This is a genomic window from Streptomyces sp. Inha503 (assembly GCF_047215865.1).
Taxonomy (GTDB): Bacteria; Actinomycetota; Actinomycetes; order Streptomycetales; family Streptomycetaceae; genus Streptomyces; species Streptomyces lycopersici.
Map to the genome: position 1 here is coordinate 7114033 of NZ_CP178360.1, position 14682 is coordinate 7128714.

The following is a 14682-nucleotide window of genomic DNA, read 5'->3' on the forward strand; positions in this document are numbered from 1 at the left end:
GCGCATAAGGCGCGGTGACGACGGACGACGTGGGGCGCGGATACGACGCAGAACGAAGGGGAGCCCGTGGAGCAGCGGTCCACCGAGGGGGACGACGCCGCGGTGGAGACCCGCGGGCTCACCAAGCGCTACCGGGGCGGACAGCTCGCGGTCGACGCGCTGGATCTGTCCGTGCCGCGGGGCAGTGTCTTCGGCTTCCTCGGGCCCAATGGCTCGGGGAAGACGACGACCATCCGCATGCTCATGGGCCTGATCGAGCCCACCTCGGGCAGGGCCAGGCTGCTCGGCGAACCGATGCCACGCGCCGCCCGGAGCGTGCTGCCCAGGGTGGGGGCCCTCATCGAGGGCCCCGCCCTGTACCCCTTTCTGACCGGCCGCGACAATCTGCTGCGCTACGACGCGGCCGACCCCACCGCCGACCCCCGCACCCGCGCCCCCCGCGTGGCGGCCGCCCTGGACCGGGTCGGGCTGGCCGCCGCGGCCGGGAAGAAGGCCCGTGCGTACTCGCTCGGCATGAAGCAGCGCCTGGGCCTGGCCGCCGCACTGCTCCAGCCGCGAGAGCTGCTGGTGCTGGACGAGCCGACCAACGGCCTCGATCCGCAGGGCATGCGCGAGATCCGCGCCCTGGTGCGCGAGCTGGCCGAGGAGGGCACCACCGTCTTCCTCTCCTCCCATCTCCTCGATGAGATCGAACAGGTGTGCACGCACGCCGCCGTGATGGCCCAGGGCCGTCTGATCACCCAGGGCACGGTGGCCGAGCTGGCGGCGGGCAGTCGCGGTCGGCTGGCCGTCACCACCCCGGACCCGGTGGACGCGGTCCGGGTGCTCAAGGAGCACGGGGTGACGGATCTGGTGGTCCTGGACGAGCGCGTCTCCGGCGAGCTGCCGGTGCCCGGCCCCGGCGTGGAAGACGCACCGCTGGAGCTGGCCGATCTCAACGCCGCCCTCGTACGCGCCGGGGTGCGGGTCCGGGCCTTCGGGGCCGAACGCGCCTCGCTCGAGGACGCCTTTGTCGCGCTGACCGGGGAGGGCTTCGATGTCGCGGGCTGACGAAACGAGGACGGCCGACACCGGCGTACCCGAGACGGGCCACACCGGCGCACCCGCGACGGCCGACACCGGCGCACCGGCCGACAGGGCCGCGAAGCCGCCCCGCCCGAGCCCCCTGTGGGCCCTGGCGCTCTTCCGCTCCGAGCTGACCACCACCCTCCGCCGCTGGCGGACCCTGGCCCTGCTCGGGGTGCTCGCGCTGATCCCGATCCTCATCGGCGTCGCGGTGAAGATCGAGACGAGCGACGGTGGCAGCTTCGGCGGCGGCCGCGGGGGAGAGGGGTCGGGCCCCGCCTTCTTCCCCCAGATCACCAACAACGGGATCTTCCTGGTCTTCGCGTCACTGGCGGCGACGCTGCCGGTCTTCCTGCCGATGGTGATCGGTGTGATCGCCGGTGACGCCATCGCCGGTGAGGCGGGTTCCGGGACGCTGCGCTATCTGCTGGTCGCCCCCGCCGGGCGGACCCGTCTGCTGCTGGCCAAATTCACCACCACCATGGCCTTCTGCCTGATCGCGACGCTGGTGGTGGCCCTCTCGAGCCTGGTGACGGGGGTGCTGCTGTTCCCGCTCGGCGATGTCACGCTGATCTCGGGCATCACCGTCTCGTTCGAGGAGGCGCTGCTCCGGGCGCTCGGCGTGGCCGCCCTGGTGGCCCTGTCGCTGGTGGGGATCGCCACGGTGGGGCTGTTCATCTCCACCCTCACCAACAGCGGGATCGCGGCCATGGCCACGACCGTGGGGCTGGTGGTCACCGCGCAGATCCTCGACACCATCCCGCAGCTGCACGCGATCCACCCGTACCTCTTCCCGCACTACTGGCTCAGCTTCGCCGATCTCCTCCGCGAGCCGGTCTACTGGGACGAGCTGGTCAAGAATCTGGGGTTGCAGGGGCTGTACGTGGCCGTGTTCGGCTCGGCGGCCTGGGCCCGGTTCACCGCGAAGGACATCACGGCCTGAGCGGCCCGCGACGGCATGGGCGGCATGGGCGGCATGGGCGGACGGAGCCGAACACGGCAGCACGGCACATCATCCGGGATCAGGCGCCGCCGAGCGTCCAGACCGCGTAGGCGATGGCGTCGCTGTTGCGGTCCAGGGCGGTGTCGTCGATGTTGCTCGAGGTGTCGCAGGAGCGGTGGTAGCAGCGGTCGAACGCCTGACCGGAGGTGCCGCCCCACTTCTGGGCCTGGGCGGCGGTCTTGATGTAGTCGGCGCCGCTGAAGAGGCCGCCCACCGGGATGCCCTTGTTCTTGAACGGCGCGTGGTCGGAGCGGCCGTCGCCCTCGGTCTCGATCTCGGTGGGCACGCCCTTGGCGGAGAAGAACGCCTTGAAGACCGACTCGATCCCGGGGTCGTCGTCGTACACGAAGTAGCCGGGGTTGGGCGAGCCGATCATGTCGAAGTTGAGATAGCCGTCGATCTTCGCCCGTTCGGATGACGGCAGATTGTTGATGTAGTAGGTCGAGCCGACCATCCCCCGCTCCTCGGCGCCCCACCAGGCGAACCGCAGATGCTTGGTGGGCTTCGCGCCCTGGCGGGCGACGGTGAGCGCGGTCTCCAGGATTCCGGCGGAGCCCGAGCCGTTGTCGTTGATCCCGGGGCCCGCGGTGACGGAGTCGAGGTGGGCGCCGGAGAACACCACGTTGTTGGTGTCGCCGCCGGGCCAGTCGGCGATGAGGTTGTAGCCGGTGGCACCGCCGGAGGTGAACTGCTGCACGGTGGTGGTGTATCCGGCGGCGTCCAGCTTGCCCTTGATGTAGTCGAGCGACGCCTTGTAGCCGGGGCGGCCATGGGCGCGGTTGCCGCCGTTGGCGGTGGCAATGGACTGCAACTGGGTCAGATGGGCCTTCACATTGGCCACGGAGATGTCGGGTGCCGCGAGGGCGGTACGGGCGTCCGCCGTGGGCCGTGCCGATGCGGCGGCGGAGGTGGCGGGGGCGGCCGAGACCAGGGCGGCGACCGCCGTACCGGCGGCGGCCATGGCGGCCGTACGCCGTATCAGGGATCTTCGGGGGCGGGCTTGCGCGCATGAGGACATGGGGGGCTCCGGTTCCGAACGTGGACAGGACGGAATGACGTGACGCTGTGTGGTGCACGTGCCCGTGGGGCGGTGGAGCGGTGAACGTGCTGATGCTCCGGGCGTGGCTGACTCCGCGTCAAGGGCGGAAACCGGACATCACCCGCCGGATATCGGTCCCGGCCGGAGATCGGACACCGAGGCGTCAGGAACCACATCGGCCTCCACTGTCGCCGACAGCGCCCCCGCCCGCGCGGCGGCGTCGGCCAGCGCCCGCCGCGCCCGCCGGGCGGTGCGCAGCGCGTCCCAGGTCAGCAGCGCGAGGGCGAGCCAGACGAGGGCGAAGCCCGCCCACCGTTCGGGTGGCATCGACTCGTGGAAGACGGCGAGCCCGAGGATGAACTGGAAGGTCGGCGCCACGTACTGGAGCATCCCGATCGTCGACAGCGGCAGCCGCACCGCGGACGCCCCGAAGCAGATCAGCGGCAGCGCCGTGACGAAGCCGCAGCTCGCCAGCAGCGCGGCGTGCCCGACGCCCTGGCTCGCGAACGTGCTGCCGCCGTGCGCCCCGAGCCAGATCAGGAAGCCGAGCGCGGGCAGGAACTGCACGGCGGTCTCGGCGGCCAGCGACTCCAGCCCGTCGAGACCGACCCGCTTCTTGGCCAGCCCGTACGTCGCGAAGCTGAAGGCGAGGGTGAGCGCGATCCACGGCGGTTTGCCGTAGCCCACCGTCAGCACGGCCACGGCCAGCACCCCGACGCCGACCGCCGCCCACTGTGCGGGCCGCAGCCGCTCACGCAGCAGCAGCACCCCGAAGGCGATGCTGACCAGCGGGTTGATGAAGTATCCGAGCGCGGTCTCCACCACATGCCCGCTGTTGACGCCCCAGATGTACAGGCCCCAGTTGACCGAGATCACGGTCGCGGCGAGCGCGATCATGCCCAGCCGCCGGGGCTGCCGCAGCAGCGGCCGGATCCAGCTCCAGCGGCGCAGCACCAGCAGCACCAGACCGACGGCCGCCAGCGACCACACCATCCGGTGGGCCAGGATCTCCACCGCCCCGGCGGGCTCCAGCAGTGGCCAGAAGAGCGGCACCAGACCCCAGATGCCGTATGCCGCGAAGCCGTAGAGGAGCCCGGCGCGATCGACGCGGTCCTGCTGGTCCTGCGGCGTCACGGCACCCTCCCCGACGGCATGACGAACCCCCGGCGGGCCCGTTCCGAGGGTCCGAAGGTAGCGCTGGTGAGGCCCGCCTGTCATTCCCGTATCGGAATACGGTGATGACAGGCGGGCCGCGGTGCGTACGGGGCGGGTCAGCCCTTCAGCGCGGCCGCCACCGAGTCCGCGATGGGCGTGGTCGGGCGGCCTATGAGCCGGGACAGCTCACCCGGGGTGGCGTCCAGCCGACCGCGCTCGATGGCCACCTCGACATCGGAGAGGATCACGGCGAGCGGCTCGGGGACGCCCGCGCCGGTGAGGATGGACTGGTACTCGGCGGGGGAGACGGCGCCGTAGACGATCTCCTTGCCGGACTGCCGGGCGACCACCTCGGCGTATTCGGCGAAGCCCCAGGCGGTGTCGCCGGACAGCTCGTACGCCTTGCCCTCGTGGCCCTCACCGGTCAGGACGGCGACGGCGGCGGCCGCGTAGTCGGCGCGCGCGGCGGAGGCGACCCGGCCCTCGCCCGCGGCGCCCACGACGGCGCCGTGCTCCAGGACGGTGGCGAGGTTCTCGGTGTAGTTCTCGTTGTACCAGCCGTTGCGCAGCAGTACGTACGGCAGACCGGAGTCGGCGATCGCCTGCTCGGTGACCTTGTGCTCATCGGCCAGGGAGAAGTCGGCGGCGGGGCCGCCCAGGACGCTGGTGTAGGCGAGCAGCGCGACACCGGCCTCCTTGGCGGCGTCGAGCACGGCCTGGTGCTGCGGCACCCGCTGCCCGACCTCGCTGCCGGAGATCAGCAGCACCTTGTCCCCGGCGGCGAAGGCGCCGGGGAGCGTCTCGGGCCGGCTGTAGTCGGCCACATGCAGCCGCACCCCGCGGTCGGCGAGGTCGGTGGCCTTCGCGGTGTCGCGCACGACCGCGGTGATCTGGTCGGCGGGAACCTTCTCCAGCAGCCCCTCGACGACGAGGCGGCCGAGGTGGCCGGTGGCTCCGGTGACGACGATGCTCATATGCGTGACTCTCCTGGTTCGGGATCGGCACACCCACCATAAGGGAAGCGCTAACCAATAGAAAGGTACTTCCGGTTAAGTAAGTGTGTTCATTCGGGGCCGGGCCGCTCCGGGGACCCCGGCTCCCCGGCCTACCGCTCTCCGGGCCCCCGTTCCCCGGCCTCCCGCTCCCCGGTCTCCCGCTCCCGTGCCGCGAGGCTGACGGCGTACGGCAGGATCGTCACCGCGACACCCGGCAGCCGCTCCAGCGCCTTGGCCAGCGACTCCGCCGTCCCCCGGTGCAGCAGCTTGCCCAGCGGGGAGGCATAGGTGCGGCGCGGCACCAGCAGGGTCAGCGCGGTCCGCCCGTCCTCGGTGCTACGGGCCGCCAGCTCCATCACCGCGTGGCGCAGCCGCCGGTCCGGGCACTCCACGACCTCAAGCGGCACCGTCACCCCCACCGTGGCCTCCCACCGCGCCATCAGCCGCCGGGCGTGGGTCTCGTCCACCATGAAGTGCACCGCGCGGACCTCGTCGGGCCGCAGCTCATGCGCGTACCGCAGCGCCTTGACCGTCGCGAGGTCGATGCTGTCCGCCAGGACGAAGACCACATGGCGCCGCCAGCGCGGAACGTCGTTCCCGGGGCGCTCCACCGCCTCCAGGGCGGCCGCCTCCGCGCGGTACTCGCGGTTGATCCGGATCAGCGCCCAGACCCCGAGCGGGAAGACCACCACGACCAGCCAGGCGCCCTCGGTGAACTTGGTGATCCCGAAGATCAGCACCACGGCGGCGGAGACCACCGCGGTGATGAGGTTCACCGCGACCTTCCATGTCCGTCCGGGCTCGCGGCGCCGCAGGTGATAGGCCGTCATCCCGGACCCGGCCATGGTGAAGGCGGTGAACACCCCGATCGCGTACAGCGCCACCAGCCGGTCCACATTGGCCTCGGTGACCACCAGCAGCGCCAGCGCCACCACGGCCAGCGACACGATCCCGTTGGAGAAGGCCAGCCGGTGGCCGCGCCGGGTCAGCTGCCGGGGCAGAAAGCGGTCCTCGGCCACGAAGCTGGCCAGGAACGGGAAGCCGGTGAAGGGCGTGTTGGCGCCCGTGTAGAGGATGAGCGCGGTCGCCAGCTGGACGAACGCCAGCCCCAGGGCCCCCGGCACCCCGCCGCCGAAGACCAGATGGGCCTCCTGCGCGAGGACGGTCGGGGTGCCGTCCCGGTACGGGATGGCGTGGGTGAAGTGGGCCAGGGCGGACACCCCGAGCACCAGCGTGCCCAGGACGCAGCTCATCGTGACCAGCGTGCGGCGGGCGTTGCGTCCCTTGGGGTCGCGGAAGACCGAGACGCTGTTGGAGATCGCCTCCAGACCGGTCAGCGAGGAGCCGCCGTTGGCGAACGAGCGCAGCACGATGAAGAGCGAGGCGCCGTAGAGCCAGCCGCTGCCCGGGGTTCCTAGGGGCACGGCGCCGGCGGCGTGCACATCGGCGTGCGGCAGCGTCCCGGTGAGCCCGCGGACCACGCCGACCACCAGCATCAGGCCGACGGCGAGGATGAACAGGTAGGCGGGCGCCATGAAGACCCGCCCGGCCTCCCGCAGTCCGCGCAGATTGCCGTACGCGAGGATCAGGATCACCAGGGCGCTGAGGGGCAGTTGGAGATGGTCGATACCGGTCCAGGTGCCGCCGACGAGATGGGCGAACGAGATGATCGCGTTGGTGCCCGCCGAGACCTGCACCGCGACGGTGACGATGTAGTCCACCAGCAGCGCCACGGACGCGATCTGGGCGATGTCCGGGCCGAAGTTCTCCCGCGCCACCACATAAGAGCCGCCCGCCCGGGTGTAGATCATCACCACATCGCTGTAGCAGAGCGTGACCACCAGCAGCACCAGCAGGATCGCCCCGGTCACCGGGAGGATCATGGTGAACGCGGCGACCCCGATGACCGGCACCAGCACCCGCAGCATCTCCTCGCTGCCGTACGCCGTCGAGGAGATGCAGTCGGAGGCCAGCACACCCAGCGCGGCCGGGTTGCGCAGCTTCTCGCGCCGGATCCGCTCGGTGACCAGGGGCGGACCGAGCAGCAGCCGCTTGAGGCGGTAGCCGGGGCGGTCGGGCGGCTGGAGCGGGGCGGCGGTGTCGGCCATGCGCATAGCAGAGCGGGTGCCCGGCCGGGGCGCGGTCAGACGCTCCGGCCGGGCACCCGCCTGTGCCCGTATGTACGAACGCGCCCGCTGGGCGCGCCTGACGGGGTCAGCCCACGACGGTCCAGGTGTCGCCGCCCGCGAGCAGCGCGCCGAGGTCGCCCTTCCCCTTCAGCTCCACGGCGTTGTCGAGCTGGTCGGACATCTGGGTGTCGTAGACCGGGCGCTCCACATCGCGCAGCACCCCGATGGGGGTGTGGTGGAGGGTGTCGGCGTCGGCGAGCCGGGTCAGCGCGAACGCCGTGGTGGGCGAGGCCGCGTGGGCGTCGTGCACCAGCACCTGGTGCTCGTTCTCGGCGGTGACGGTGACCACTTCGAGGTCGCCGGTGCGCTGGTCGCGGATGACACCCTTGGACTGGTCGGCGCCGAAGCGGATCGGCTGCCCGTGCTCCAGCCGGATCACGGCCTCCTGGGCCTGGTCCTTGTCCTTCAGGGCCTCGAAGGCGCCGTCGTTGAAGATGTTGCAGTTCTGGTAGATCTCCACCAGCGCGGTGCCCGGGTGGGCCGCCGCCTGCCGCAGCACCTCGGTCAGGTGCTTGCGGTCGGAGTCCACGGTGCGGGCCACGAAGCCCGCCTCGGCGCCGAGCGCGAGCGACAGCGGGTTGAACGGCGCGTCCAGGGAGCCCATCGGGGTCGACTTGGTGATCTTGCCGACCTCGGAGGTGGGGCTGTACTGCCCCTTGGTCAGGCCGTAGATGCGGTTGTTGAAGAGCAGGATCTTCAAGTTCACATTGCGGCGCAGCGCGTGGATCAGGTGGTTGCCGCCGATCGACAGCGCGTCGCCGTCACCGGTGACGACCCACACCGACAGATCGCGGCGGGAGGCGGCCAGGCCGGTGGCGATGGCCGGGGCGCGGCCGTGGATGGAGTGCATCCCGTAGGTGTTCATGTAGTACGGGAAGCGCGAGGAGCAGCCGATGCCGGAGACGAAGACGATGTTCTCCTTCGCCAGGCCCAGTTCGGGCATGAAGCCCTGGACGGCGGCGAGGATCGCGTAGTCACCGCAGCCGGGGCACCAGCGGACCTCCTGGTCGGACTTGAAGTCCTTCATCGTCTGCTTGGTGTCGCTCTTGGGCACCAGGGAGAGCGCGTGCCGAGCCGATGCCGCGCCCTCGGCGATGGTGTCAGTCATCGATGGCCTCCTTGAGGGCGGTGGCGAGCTGTTCGGCCTTGAAGGGCAGTCCGCGGACCTGGGTGAACGAGCGGGTGTCGACCAGATAGCGGGCGCGCAGCAGCGTCGCCAGCTGCCCCAGGTTCATCTCCGGCACCACGACCTTCTCGTAACCCTCGAGCACCTTGCCGAGGTTGGCCGGGAAGGGGTTGAGATGGCGCAGATGGGCCTGGGCGATCCGGTCGCCCGCGGTGCGGACGCGGCGCACCGCCGCGGTGATCGGGCCGTATGTGGAACCCCACCCCAGGACCAGGGTGCGGGCGTCGCCGGTCGGGTCGTCCACCTCGATGTCCGGCACCGCGATGCCGTCCACCTTGGCCTGGCGGATGCGGACCATGTGGTCGTGGTTGGCCGGGTCGTAGGAGATGTTCCCCGTGCCGTCCTGCTTCTCGATGCCGCCGATCCGGTGCTCAAGACCGGGCGTTCCGGGCACGGCCCAGGGGCGGGCCAGGGTCTCCGGGTCGCGCTTGTACGGCCAGAAGACCTCGGTGCCGTCGGCGAGTACGTGATTGGGGCCGGCCGCGAACTGGACGCGCAGGTCGGGCAGCTCGCCCACGTCCGGCACCCGCCAGGGCTCCGAGCCGTTGGCCAGATAGCCGTCCGACAGCAGGAACACCGGGGTGCGGTAGGTCAGGGCGATCCGGGCGGCCTCGAGCGCGGCGTCGAAGCAGTCGGCCGGGGTCTTCGGGGCCACGATCGGCACCGGGGCCTCGCCGTTGCGCCCGTACATGGCCTGGAGCAGGTCGGCCTGCTCGGTCTTGGTGGGCAGCCCGGTGGAGGGGCCGCCGCGCTGGATGTCGATCACCAGCAGCGGCAGCTCCAGCGACACCGCGAGCCCGATGGTCTCCGACTTCAGCGCCACACCGGGGCCGGAGGTGGTGGTCACGGCGAGGGAGCCGCCGAAGGCCGCGCCCAGCGCGGCGCCGATCCCGGCGATCTCGTCCTCGGCCTGGAAGCTGCGCACGCCGAAGTTCTTGTGCTTGGACAGCTCATGCAGGATGTCCGAGGCCGGGGTGATCGGGTACGACCCCAGGAACAGCGGCAGATCCGCCTGGCGGGAGGCCGCGATCAGCCCGTACGACAGCGCCAGGTTTCCGGAGATGTTCCGGTAGGTGCCGGTGGGGAACGCGGTGGTGGCCGGGGCGACCTCGTAGGAGACGGCGAAGTCCTCGGTGGTCTCGCCGAAGTTCCAGCCCGCCCGGAAGGCGGCCACGTTCGCCTCGGCGATCTGCGGCTTCTTGGCGAACTTCTGGCGCAGGAACTTCTCGGTGTTCTCGGTCGGCCGGTGGTACATCCACGACAGCAGCCCGAGCGCGAACATGTTCTTGCTGCGCTCGGCCTCCTTGCGGGACAGCCCGAATTCCTTCAGCGCCTCGATGGTCAGCGTGGTGAGCGGCACCGGGTGGACGCGATAGCCGTCCAGCGAGCCGTCCTCCAGGGGGCTTTGGTCATAGCCGACCTTGGCCATGGGGCGCTTGGTGAACTCGTCGGTGTTGACGATGATTTCCGCCCCGCGCGGCACATCGGGGAGGTTGGCCTTCAGCGCGGCCGGGTTCATCGCCACCAGTACGTTCGGCGCGTCACCTGGTGTGAGGATGTCGTGATCGGCGAAGTGGAGCTGGAAGCTCGACACTCCGGGCAGGGTGCCGGCGGGGGCGCGGATCTCCGCCGGGAAGTTCGGCAGGGTCGACAGGTCGTTTCCGAACGACGCCGTCTCCGAGGTGAACCGGTCACCCGTGAGCTGCATACCGTCACCGGAGTCCCCCGCGAACCGGATGATCACCCGGTCCAGACGGCGGACCTCCTTGCCACCGTCTGCTGATCGCTGTCCCCCGGCGGGCATCTGCCCGCCCTGCTGATCGGCTGGTTCGGCCTGCTCGGCCGGGCTGCTGACCTGGCTGGTCACTGCTTCGGACCTCCCTTGAGGCGGCGCTCCTGGACAGTCGGTGCCGACCGGTTGTTGTCCCATGACCATCGTACGTCGGTAAGGGTGGCCTTCCTTGGCCGGATCACATGGTGGACGCCGAAAGAAGAACCATATATGTCCTGGTTTGGCGCGACGTGTCCCTCCCCCCGTGCTGTCATTTCCGCTGATCCCCCGTTCAGCCTTTGGCCCCGCTTTGGTGTGCGGGAGTCTGCTTTCAGGAATTGAGAGTCTCAGGAATTGAGATAAGTGAGGACGGCGAGCACCCGACGGTGATCCCCGTCACTCGGCGACAGGCCGAGCTTCAGGAAGATGTTGCTCACATGCTTCTCGACCGCGCCGTCGCTCACCACGAGCTGCCGGGCGATGGCCGAATTGGTACGGCCCTCCGCCATCAGCCCCAGCACCTCCCGCTCCCTCGGGGTGAGCCCGGCCAGCACATCCTGCTTGCGGCTGCGGCCCAGCAGCTGGGCGACCACCTCCGGGTCGAGCGCCGTGCCGCCCTGGGCGACCCGCACCACCGCGTCCACGAACTCGCGCACCTCGGCCACCCGGTCCTTGAGCAGATAGCCCACGCCCCGGCTGTTCCCGGCCAGCAGCTCGGTGGCGTACTGCTCCTCCACGTACTGCGACAGGACCAGCACCGCCAGGCCAGGGTGGTCGCGGCGCAGCCGGACGGCCGCCCGGACCCCCTCGTCGGTGTGGGTGGGCGGCATCCGGACGTCGGCCACCACCACATCCGGTGGCGTGCCCTCGTCGGCCAGCTCCCGCACCGACTTGATCAGCGCTTCCGCGTCCCCGACGCCCGCGACCACGTCATGGCCCCGGTCGGTCAGCAGCCGGGTCAGCCCCTCCCGCAGCAGCACCGAATCCTCGGCGATGACCACCCGTACTCTGTCCGCCACGATGCTCGGCCCCCGTTTCACTCGGTTCGTCGGGACCAGCATCCCAGGGTTCGGCCGCTCGCGTCGCGCAGAACCGGCCGCGTACGGGCCGCGCAGGAGTGGAGGGGTGTGCGCCGTCAGCGCCAGGGGCGTGTGCGGTCAGGGCCAGGGGCGTGTGCGGTCAGGGCCAGGGGCGTGTGCGGTCAGGGCCAGGGGCGTGTGCGGTCAGCGTCAGGTTTCGTGCGGCGTCAGCGCCAGGGGAGCTCGGCGGTCACCGTGGTCGGGCCGCCCGCCGGGGAGTGGACCACGAGGACCCCGTCCACCGCGTCGATCCGCTCGGCCAGCCCGGCGAGACCCGAACCGGCGGAGGTGTCGGCCCCGCCCCGCCCGTCGTCCGTGATCTGGATCAGCAGCCGGTCCTCGGTGCGCCAGACGTCGACCTCGGCGGTGCGGGCGCCGCTGTGCTTGCTGATGTTCTGGAGCAGCTCGGAGACGGTGAAGTAGACGATGCCCTCGATCGCGGGCGCGGGCCGCTGCGGAAGGTCCACGGTCGCCTTCACCGGGACGGTGCAGCGGGCGGCGAGGGCGGAGAGGGCGGGGTCGAGGCCGCGGTCGGTGAGGATGGCGGGGTGGATGCCGCGGGCGAGGTCGCGCAGTTCCTGGAGGGCGAGCTTCACCTCGCCGTGGGCCTCGTCCACCATCTTGGCGGCGGCTTCCGGGTCCTCCTCCAGCTTCTCCTTCGCCAGGCCCAGATCCATGGCGAGGGCGACCAGCCGGGCTTGGGCGCCGTCGTGGAGGTCGCGTTCGATCCGGCGCAGGTCGGCGGCGGCGGTGTCCACCACCGTGCCCCGGTCCGACTCCAGCTCCCAGACCCGGCTCGCCAGCCGGGACGGGCCGAGCAGCCCGGTCACCATGATCCGGTCGACCGTGGTCAGCGCCCGCATGATCCACGGGGTCAGCAGCAGGACCAGCACCCCGGCGGCGCAGGTCACGGCGGTCTCGAACGGGGTGTCCAGATAGAAGTTGTGCCCGCGGTCGTCCCCGAAGACCTGTAGACCCGGCTCGTCCAGATACCGGGGGAAGACCCAGCGCCACAGCGGATAGGTCGCGAAGCCCCAGCCGTAGCAGGTGAACGCCACCGCGAAACCGAAGGAGAGCACCGCCCACGGCAGATGGATCAGCGCGTAGATCACATGCCGCCAGGAGGTACCGCTTCTGAGCAGCGCGCCCACCCAGGCGACCGGTCCGCGCCTGCCCCCGCGGCCGCCCCTCCGGCCGAGCACGGGCTCCGGCTCGGCCACCTCCAGCCCCAGCAGCGCACGGGCACGGGCCCGCTCGACCACGCCGATCGCCCGGCAGCCCGCGAGGGCGGCGCCGAGCACCGGGACGCCGAGGAAGGTGATCAGCAGCCCGGCGCCGAGCGCGATCATCGTGACCGTGTAGACGAAGGTGAGGATGGACATCGGCAGGCTGATCAGGACGTAGAGGAACTCACGCCACACGCGGCCCTGGAACGGCGCCTTCAGCACTGCGGGCACCAGCTGGCCACGGGGATCGGTCCCCGGCTCGTAGGGGCGGTATGCGGTGGCCATCGTCTCGTCCGTCCTCCGGGGCCTGATCGGTCGCGCTTCTGCGTATCCCCAAGAGTCCCGGAGCGGGGCCGGCCGGGCCATCGGGTGGGTGGGCCTCTTCACCGGGGGGTTAGCCCTACCCCGAGGGGTGCGGTCAGGGCCTCGGGGGATGAGGTCAGAGGCAGGTCGGTGTCGTATCAGGTGCCAGGCCAGGCGCAGGCCAGAGGGCAGGCCGGGGGACAGGCCAGGGGCGGGTCGGGGGCTCAGGCCAGGTGGTCAGACCTTTCGCCGGGACCGTGCCACCGCCGCGCCCGCCGCCGACCCCGTCCGGTGGCGCCAGGGCAGCTCGGCGGTCACGGCGGTCGGCCCACCGGGCGGCGAGTCCACCACGAACAGCCCGTCCACCGAGCCCAGCCGCTCCGCCAGGCCCGCGAGCCCCGTGCCCCCGTCGGTGGACGCCCCGCCGCGCCCGTCGTCCCGCACCTGGATCAGCAGCCGGTCCTCGGTGCGCCACAGCTCGACCTCGGCGGTGCGGGCGCCGCTGTGCTTGCTGATGTTCTGGAGCAGCTCGGAGACGGTGAAGTAGGCGATGCCCTCGATGGCCGGTGCCGGGCGTTCGGGCAGTTCGACCGCCACCTTCACGGGCACGGTGCAGCGGGCCGAGAGCGCGGAGAGGGCCGGGCCGAGGCCGCGGTCGGTGAGGATGGCGGGGTGGATGCCGCGGGCGAGGTCGCGCAGTTCCTGGAGGGCGAGCTTCACCTCGCCGTGGGCCTCGTCGACCATCTTGGCGGCGGCTTCCGGGTCCTCCTCCAGCTTCTCCTTCGCCAGGCCGAGCCCCATGGCGAGGGCGACCAGCCGGGCCTGGGCGCCGTCGTGGAGGTCGCGTTCGATCCGGCGCAGGTCGGCGGCGGCGGTGTCCACCACCGTGCCCCGGTCCGACTCCAGCTCGGCGATCCGCCGCTCCAGCTCGTCGGAGGGGAACAGCAGCCCGCGCACCATCGCCCGGTCCACATGCGTCAGCCCCCGGGCGATCCACGGGAGCACCGGCCAGGCCGCGAACAGCGAGGTCAGCGTGATCGCGAAGGTGACCACCGACCACGGCAGCCGGATCAGGGCGTAGAGCGTGGCCCGCCAGCCGACCGGGTCCCGCAGACTCGTCCACAGCCTGCCGAGGAAGCCGCTGTCCGGCTGGTACGGCAGGGGGCTGGGCTCGTCGATGCGCACCGAGAGCAGCGCCCTGGCGCGGTTCCGCTCGAACCGGCCGAGCAGCCGGCTGAACCGCAGCCCCAGGGCCAGCAGGGGCAGGCCCACCACCGTGACGGCCAGTCCCATGCCCACGGCCAGCCAGACCAGGGTGAAGACGAAGCACACGATGCCCACCAGCAGATTGGCCAGGAGATACGCGATCTCCTTCCAGGTCTGCGTGGGAAAGGCGAACGCGGGCGGGCGCGGCAGCCGCTCGTCGGAGCGGCCACGGCCGCCGCCGTCGGGGCCGTCGACGGACCCGTCGACGGGGGAACTGGAGGTCATGACAGCAAGACTGCCCGGCCCCGCGGGGGCTCCGCCATGGGGCTACCCCCACCGCATGGCGGACGGGCCGCCCGTCCGGGTGGCGGCAGGGCCTAGACTTCCCGTCCGTACGGATCGTCGAACACGCGAGGTCGACGAGGAGCGGACAAGCACCACGAGACCAGGGAGCGAGGGGCGGAC

11 protein-coding genes are annotated in these 14682 nt (G+C 71.4%); 2 read left to right on the forward strand and 9 right to left on the reverse strand.

Annotated elements, in window-relative coordinates:
- Positions 1–66 precede the first annotated feature (66 nt).
- Positions 67–1050: an ABC transporter ATP-binding protein gene (locus ACJX2R_RS29910; protein WP_413102674.1), complete on the forward strand. Its 984-nt coding sequence runs from the start codon at positions 67–69 to the stop codon at positions 1048–1050.
- On the forward strand, positions 1037–2008 hold the full coding sequence (locus ACJX2R_RS29915) for an ABC transporter permease (RefSeq protein ID WP_413102675.1): 972 nt from the start codon (positions 1037–1039) through the stop codon (positions 2006–2008). Before ACJX2R_RS29910 ends, ACJX2R_RS29915 begins: the two co-directional genes overlap by 14 nt.
- Positions 2009–2087: 79 nt before the next feature.
- On the opposite strand, the gene ACJX2R_RS29920 is transcribed toward ACJX2R_RS29915, so the two are convergent.
- From ACJX2R_RS29920 to ACJX2R_RS29960, 9 genes are all read right to left on the reverse strand, one after another.
- A complete protein-coding gene (locus ACJX2R_RS29920; protein ID WP_262706159.1) occupies positions 2088–3029 on the reverse strand; it encodes a M28 family metallopeptidase in 942 nt (313 codons plus the stop codon).
- Between the two features lie 195 nt (positions 3030–3224).
- Entirely contained in the window at positions 3225–4241 is a 1017-nt protein-coding gene (rarD, locus tag ACJX2R_RS29925; RefSeq protein ID WP_413102676.1) for an EamA family transporter RarD, read from the reverse strand.
- A 137-nt stretch (positions 4242–4378) separates the two neighbouring features.
- Entirely contained in the window at positions 4379–5236 is an 858-nt protein-coding gene (locus ACJX2R_RS29930) for an SDR family oxidoreductase (RefSeq protein ID WP_413102677.1), read from the reverse strand.
- Positions 5237–5367: 131 nt separating this feature from the next.
- Positions 5368–7365, reverse strand: coding sequence for an APC family permease (locus ACJX2R_RS29935; RefSeq protein WP_413102678.1), 1998 nt, complete (start codon positions 7363–7365; stop codon positions 5368–5370).
- 106 nt (positions 7366–7471) lie between these two features.
- Entirely contained in the window at positions 7472–8554 is a 1083-nt protein-coding gene (locus ACJX2R_RS29940) for a 2-oxoacid:ferredoxin oxidoreductase subunit beta (RefSeq protein ID WP_413102679.1), read from the reverse strand.
- On the reverse strand, positions 8547–10499 hold the full coding sequence (locus tag ACJX2R_RS29945) for a 2-oxoacid:acceptor oxidoreductase subunit alpha (RefSeq protein ID WP_413102680.1): 1953 nt from the start codon (positions 10497–10499) through the stop codon (positions 8547–8549). Before ACJX2R_RS29945 ends, ACJX2R_RS29940 begins: the two co-directional genes overlap by 8 nt.
- 251 nt (positions 10500–10750) lie before the next feature.
- Positions 10751–11464 carry a response regulator transcription factor gene (locus ACJX2R_RS29950; protein ID WP_262706165.1) on the reverse strand — a complete coding sequence of 238 codons (714 nt, stop codon included), beginning with the start codon at positions 11462–11464 and terminating at the stop codon, positions 10751–10753.
- A gap of 185 nt (positions 11465–11649) precedes the next feature.
- Positions 11650–12993 (reverse strand): sensor histidine kinase, encoded by a 1344-nt coding sequence (locus ACJX2R_RS29955; protein ID WP_413102681.1) that lies wholly within the window; start codon positions 12991–12993, stop codon positions 11650–11652.
- A 255-nt stretch (positions 12994–13248) separates the two neighbouring features.
- Positions 13249–14502, reverse strand: coding sequence for a sensor histidine kinase (locus ACJX2R_RS29960; RefSeq protein WP_413102682.1), 1254 nt, complete (start codon positions 14500–14502; stop codon positions 13249–13251).
- Between the last annotated feature and the right edge of the window lie 180 nt (positions 14503–14682).

Bases quoted from the DNA above. Each gene is read 5' to 3' on its own strand.
- ACJX2R_RS29915 (WP_413102675.1), top strand. From the start codon at position 1,037: ATGTCGCGGGCTGACGAAACGAGGACGGCCGACACCGGCGTACCCGAG.
- ACJX2R_RS29920 (WP_262706159.1), bottom strand. From the start codon at position 3,029: ATGGCCGCCGCCGGTACGGCGGTCGCCGCCCTGGTCTCGGCCGCCCCC.
- ACJX2R_RS29930 (WP_413102677.1), bottom strand. From the start codon at position 5,236: ATGAGCATCGTCGTCACCGGAGCCACCGGCCACCTCGGCCGCCTCGTC.
- ACJX2R_RS29935 (WP_413102678.1), bottom strand. From the start codon at position 7,365: ATGGCCGACACCGCCGCCCCGCTCCAGCCGCCCGACCGCCCCGGCTAC.
- ACJX2R_RS29940 (WP_413102679.1), bottom strand. From the start codon at position 8,554: ATGACTGACACCATCGCCGAGGGCGCGGCATCGGCTCGGCACGCGCTC.
- ACJX2R_RS29950 (WP_262706165.1), bottom strand. From the start codon at position 11,464: ATGCTGGTCCCGACGAACCGAGTGAAACGGGGGCCGAGCATCGTGGCG.
- ACJX2R_RS29955 (WP_413102681.1), bottom strand. From the start codon at position 12,993: ATGGCCACCGCATACCGCCCCTACGAGCCGGGGACCGATCCCCGTGGC.
- ACJX2R_RS29960 (WP_413102682.1), bottom strand. From the start codon at position 14,502: ATGACCTCCAGTTCCCCCGTCGACGGGTCCGTCGACGGCCCCGACGGC.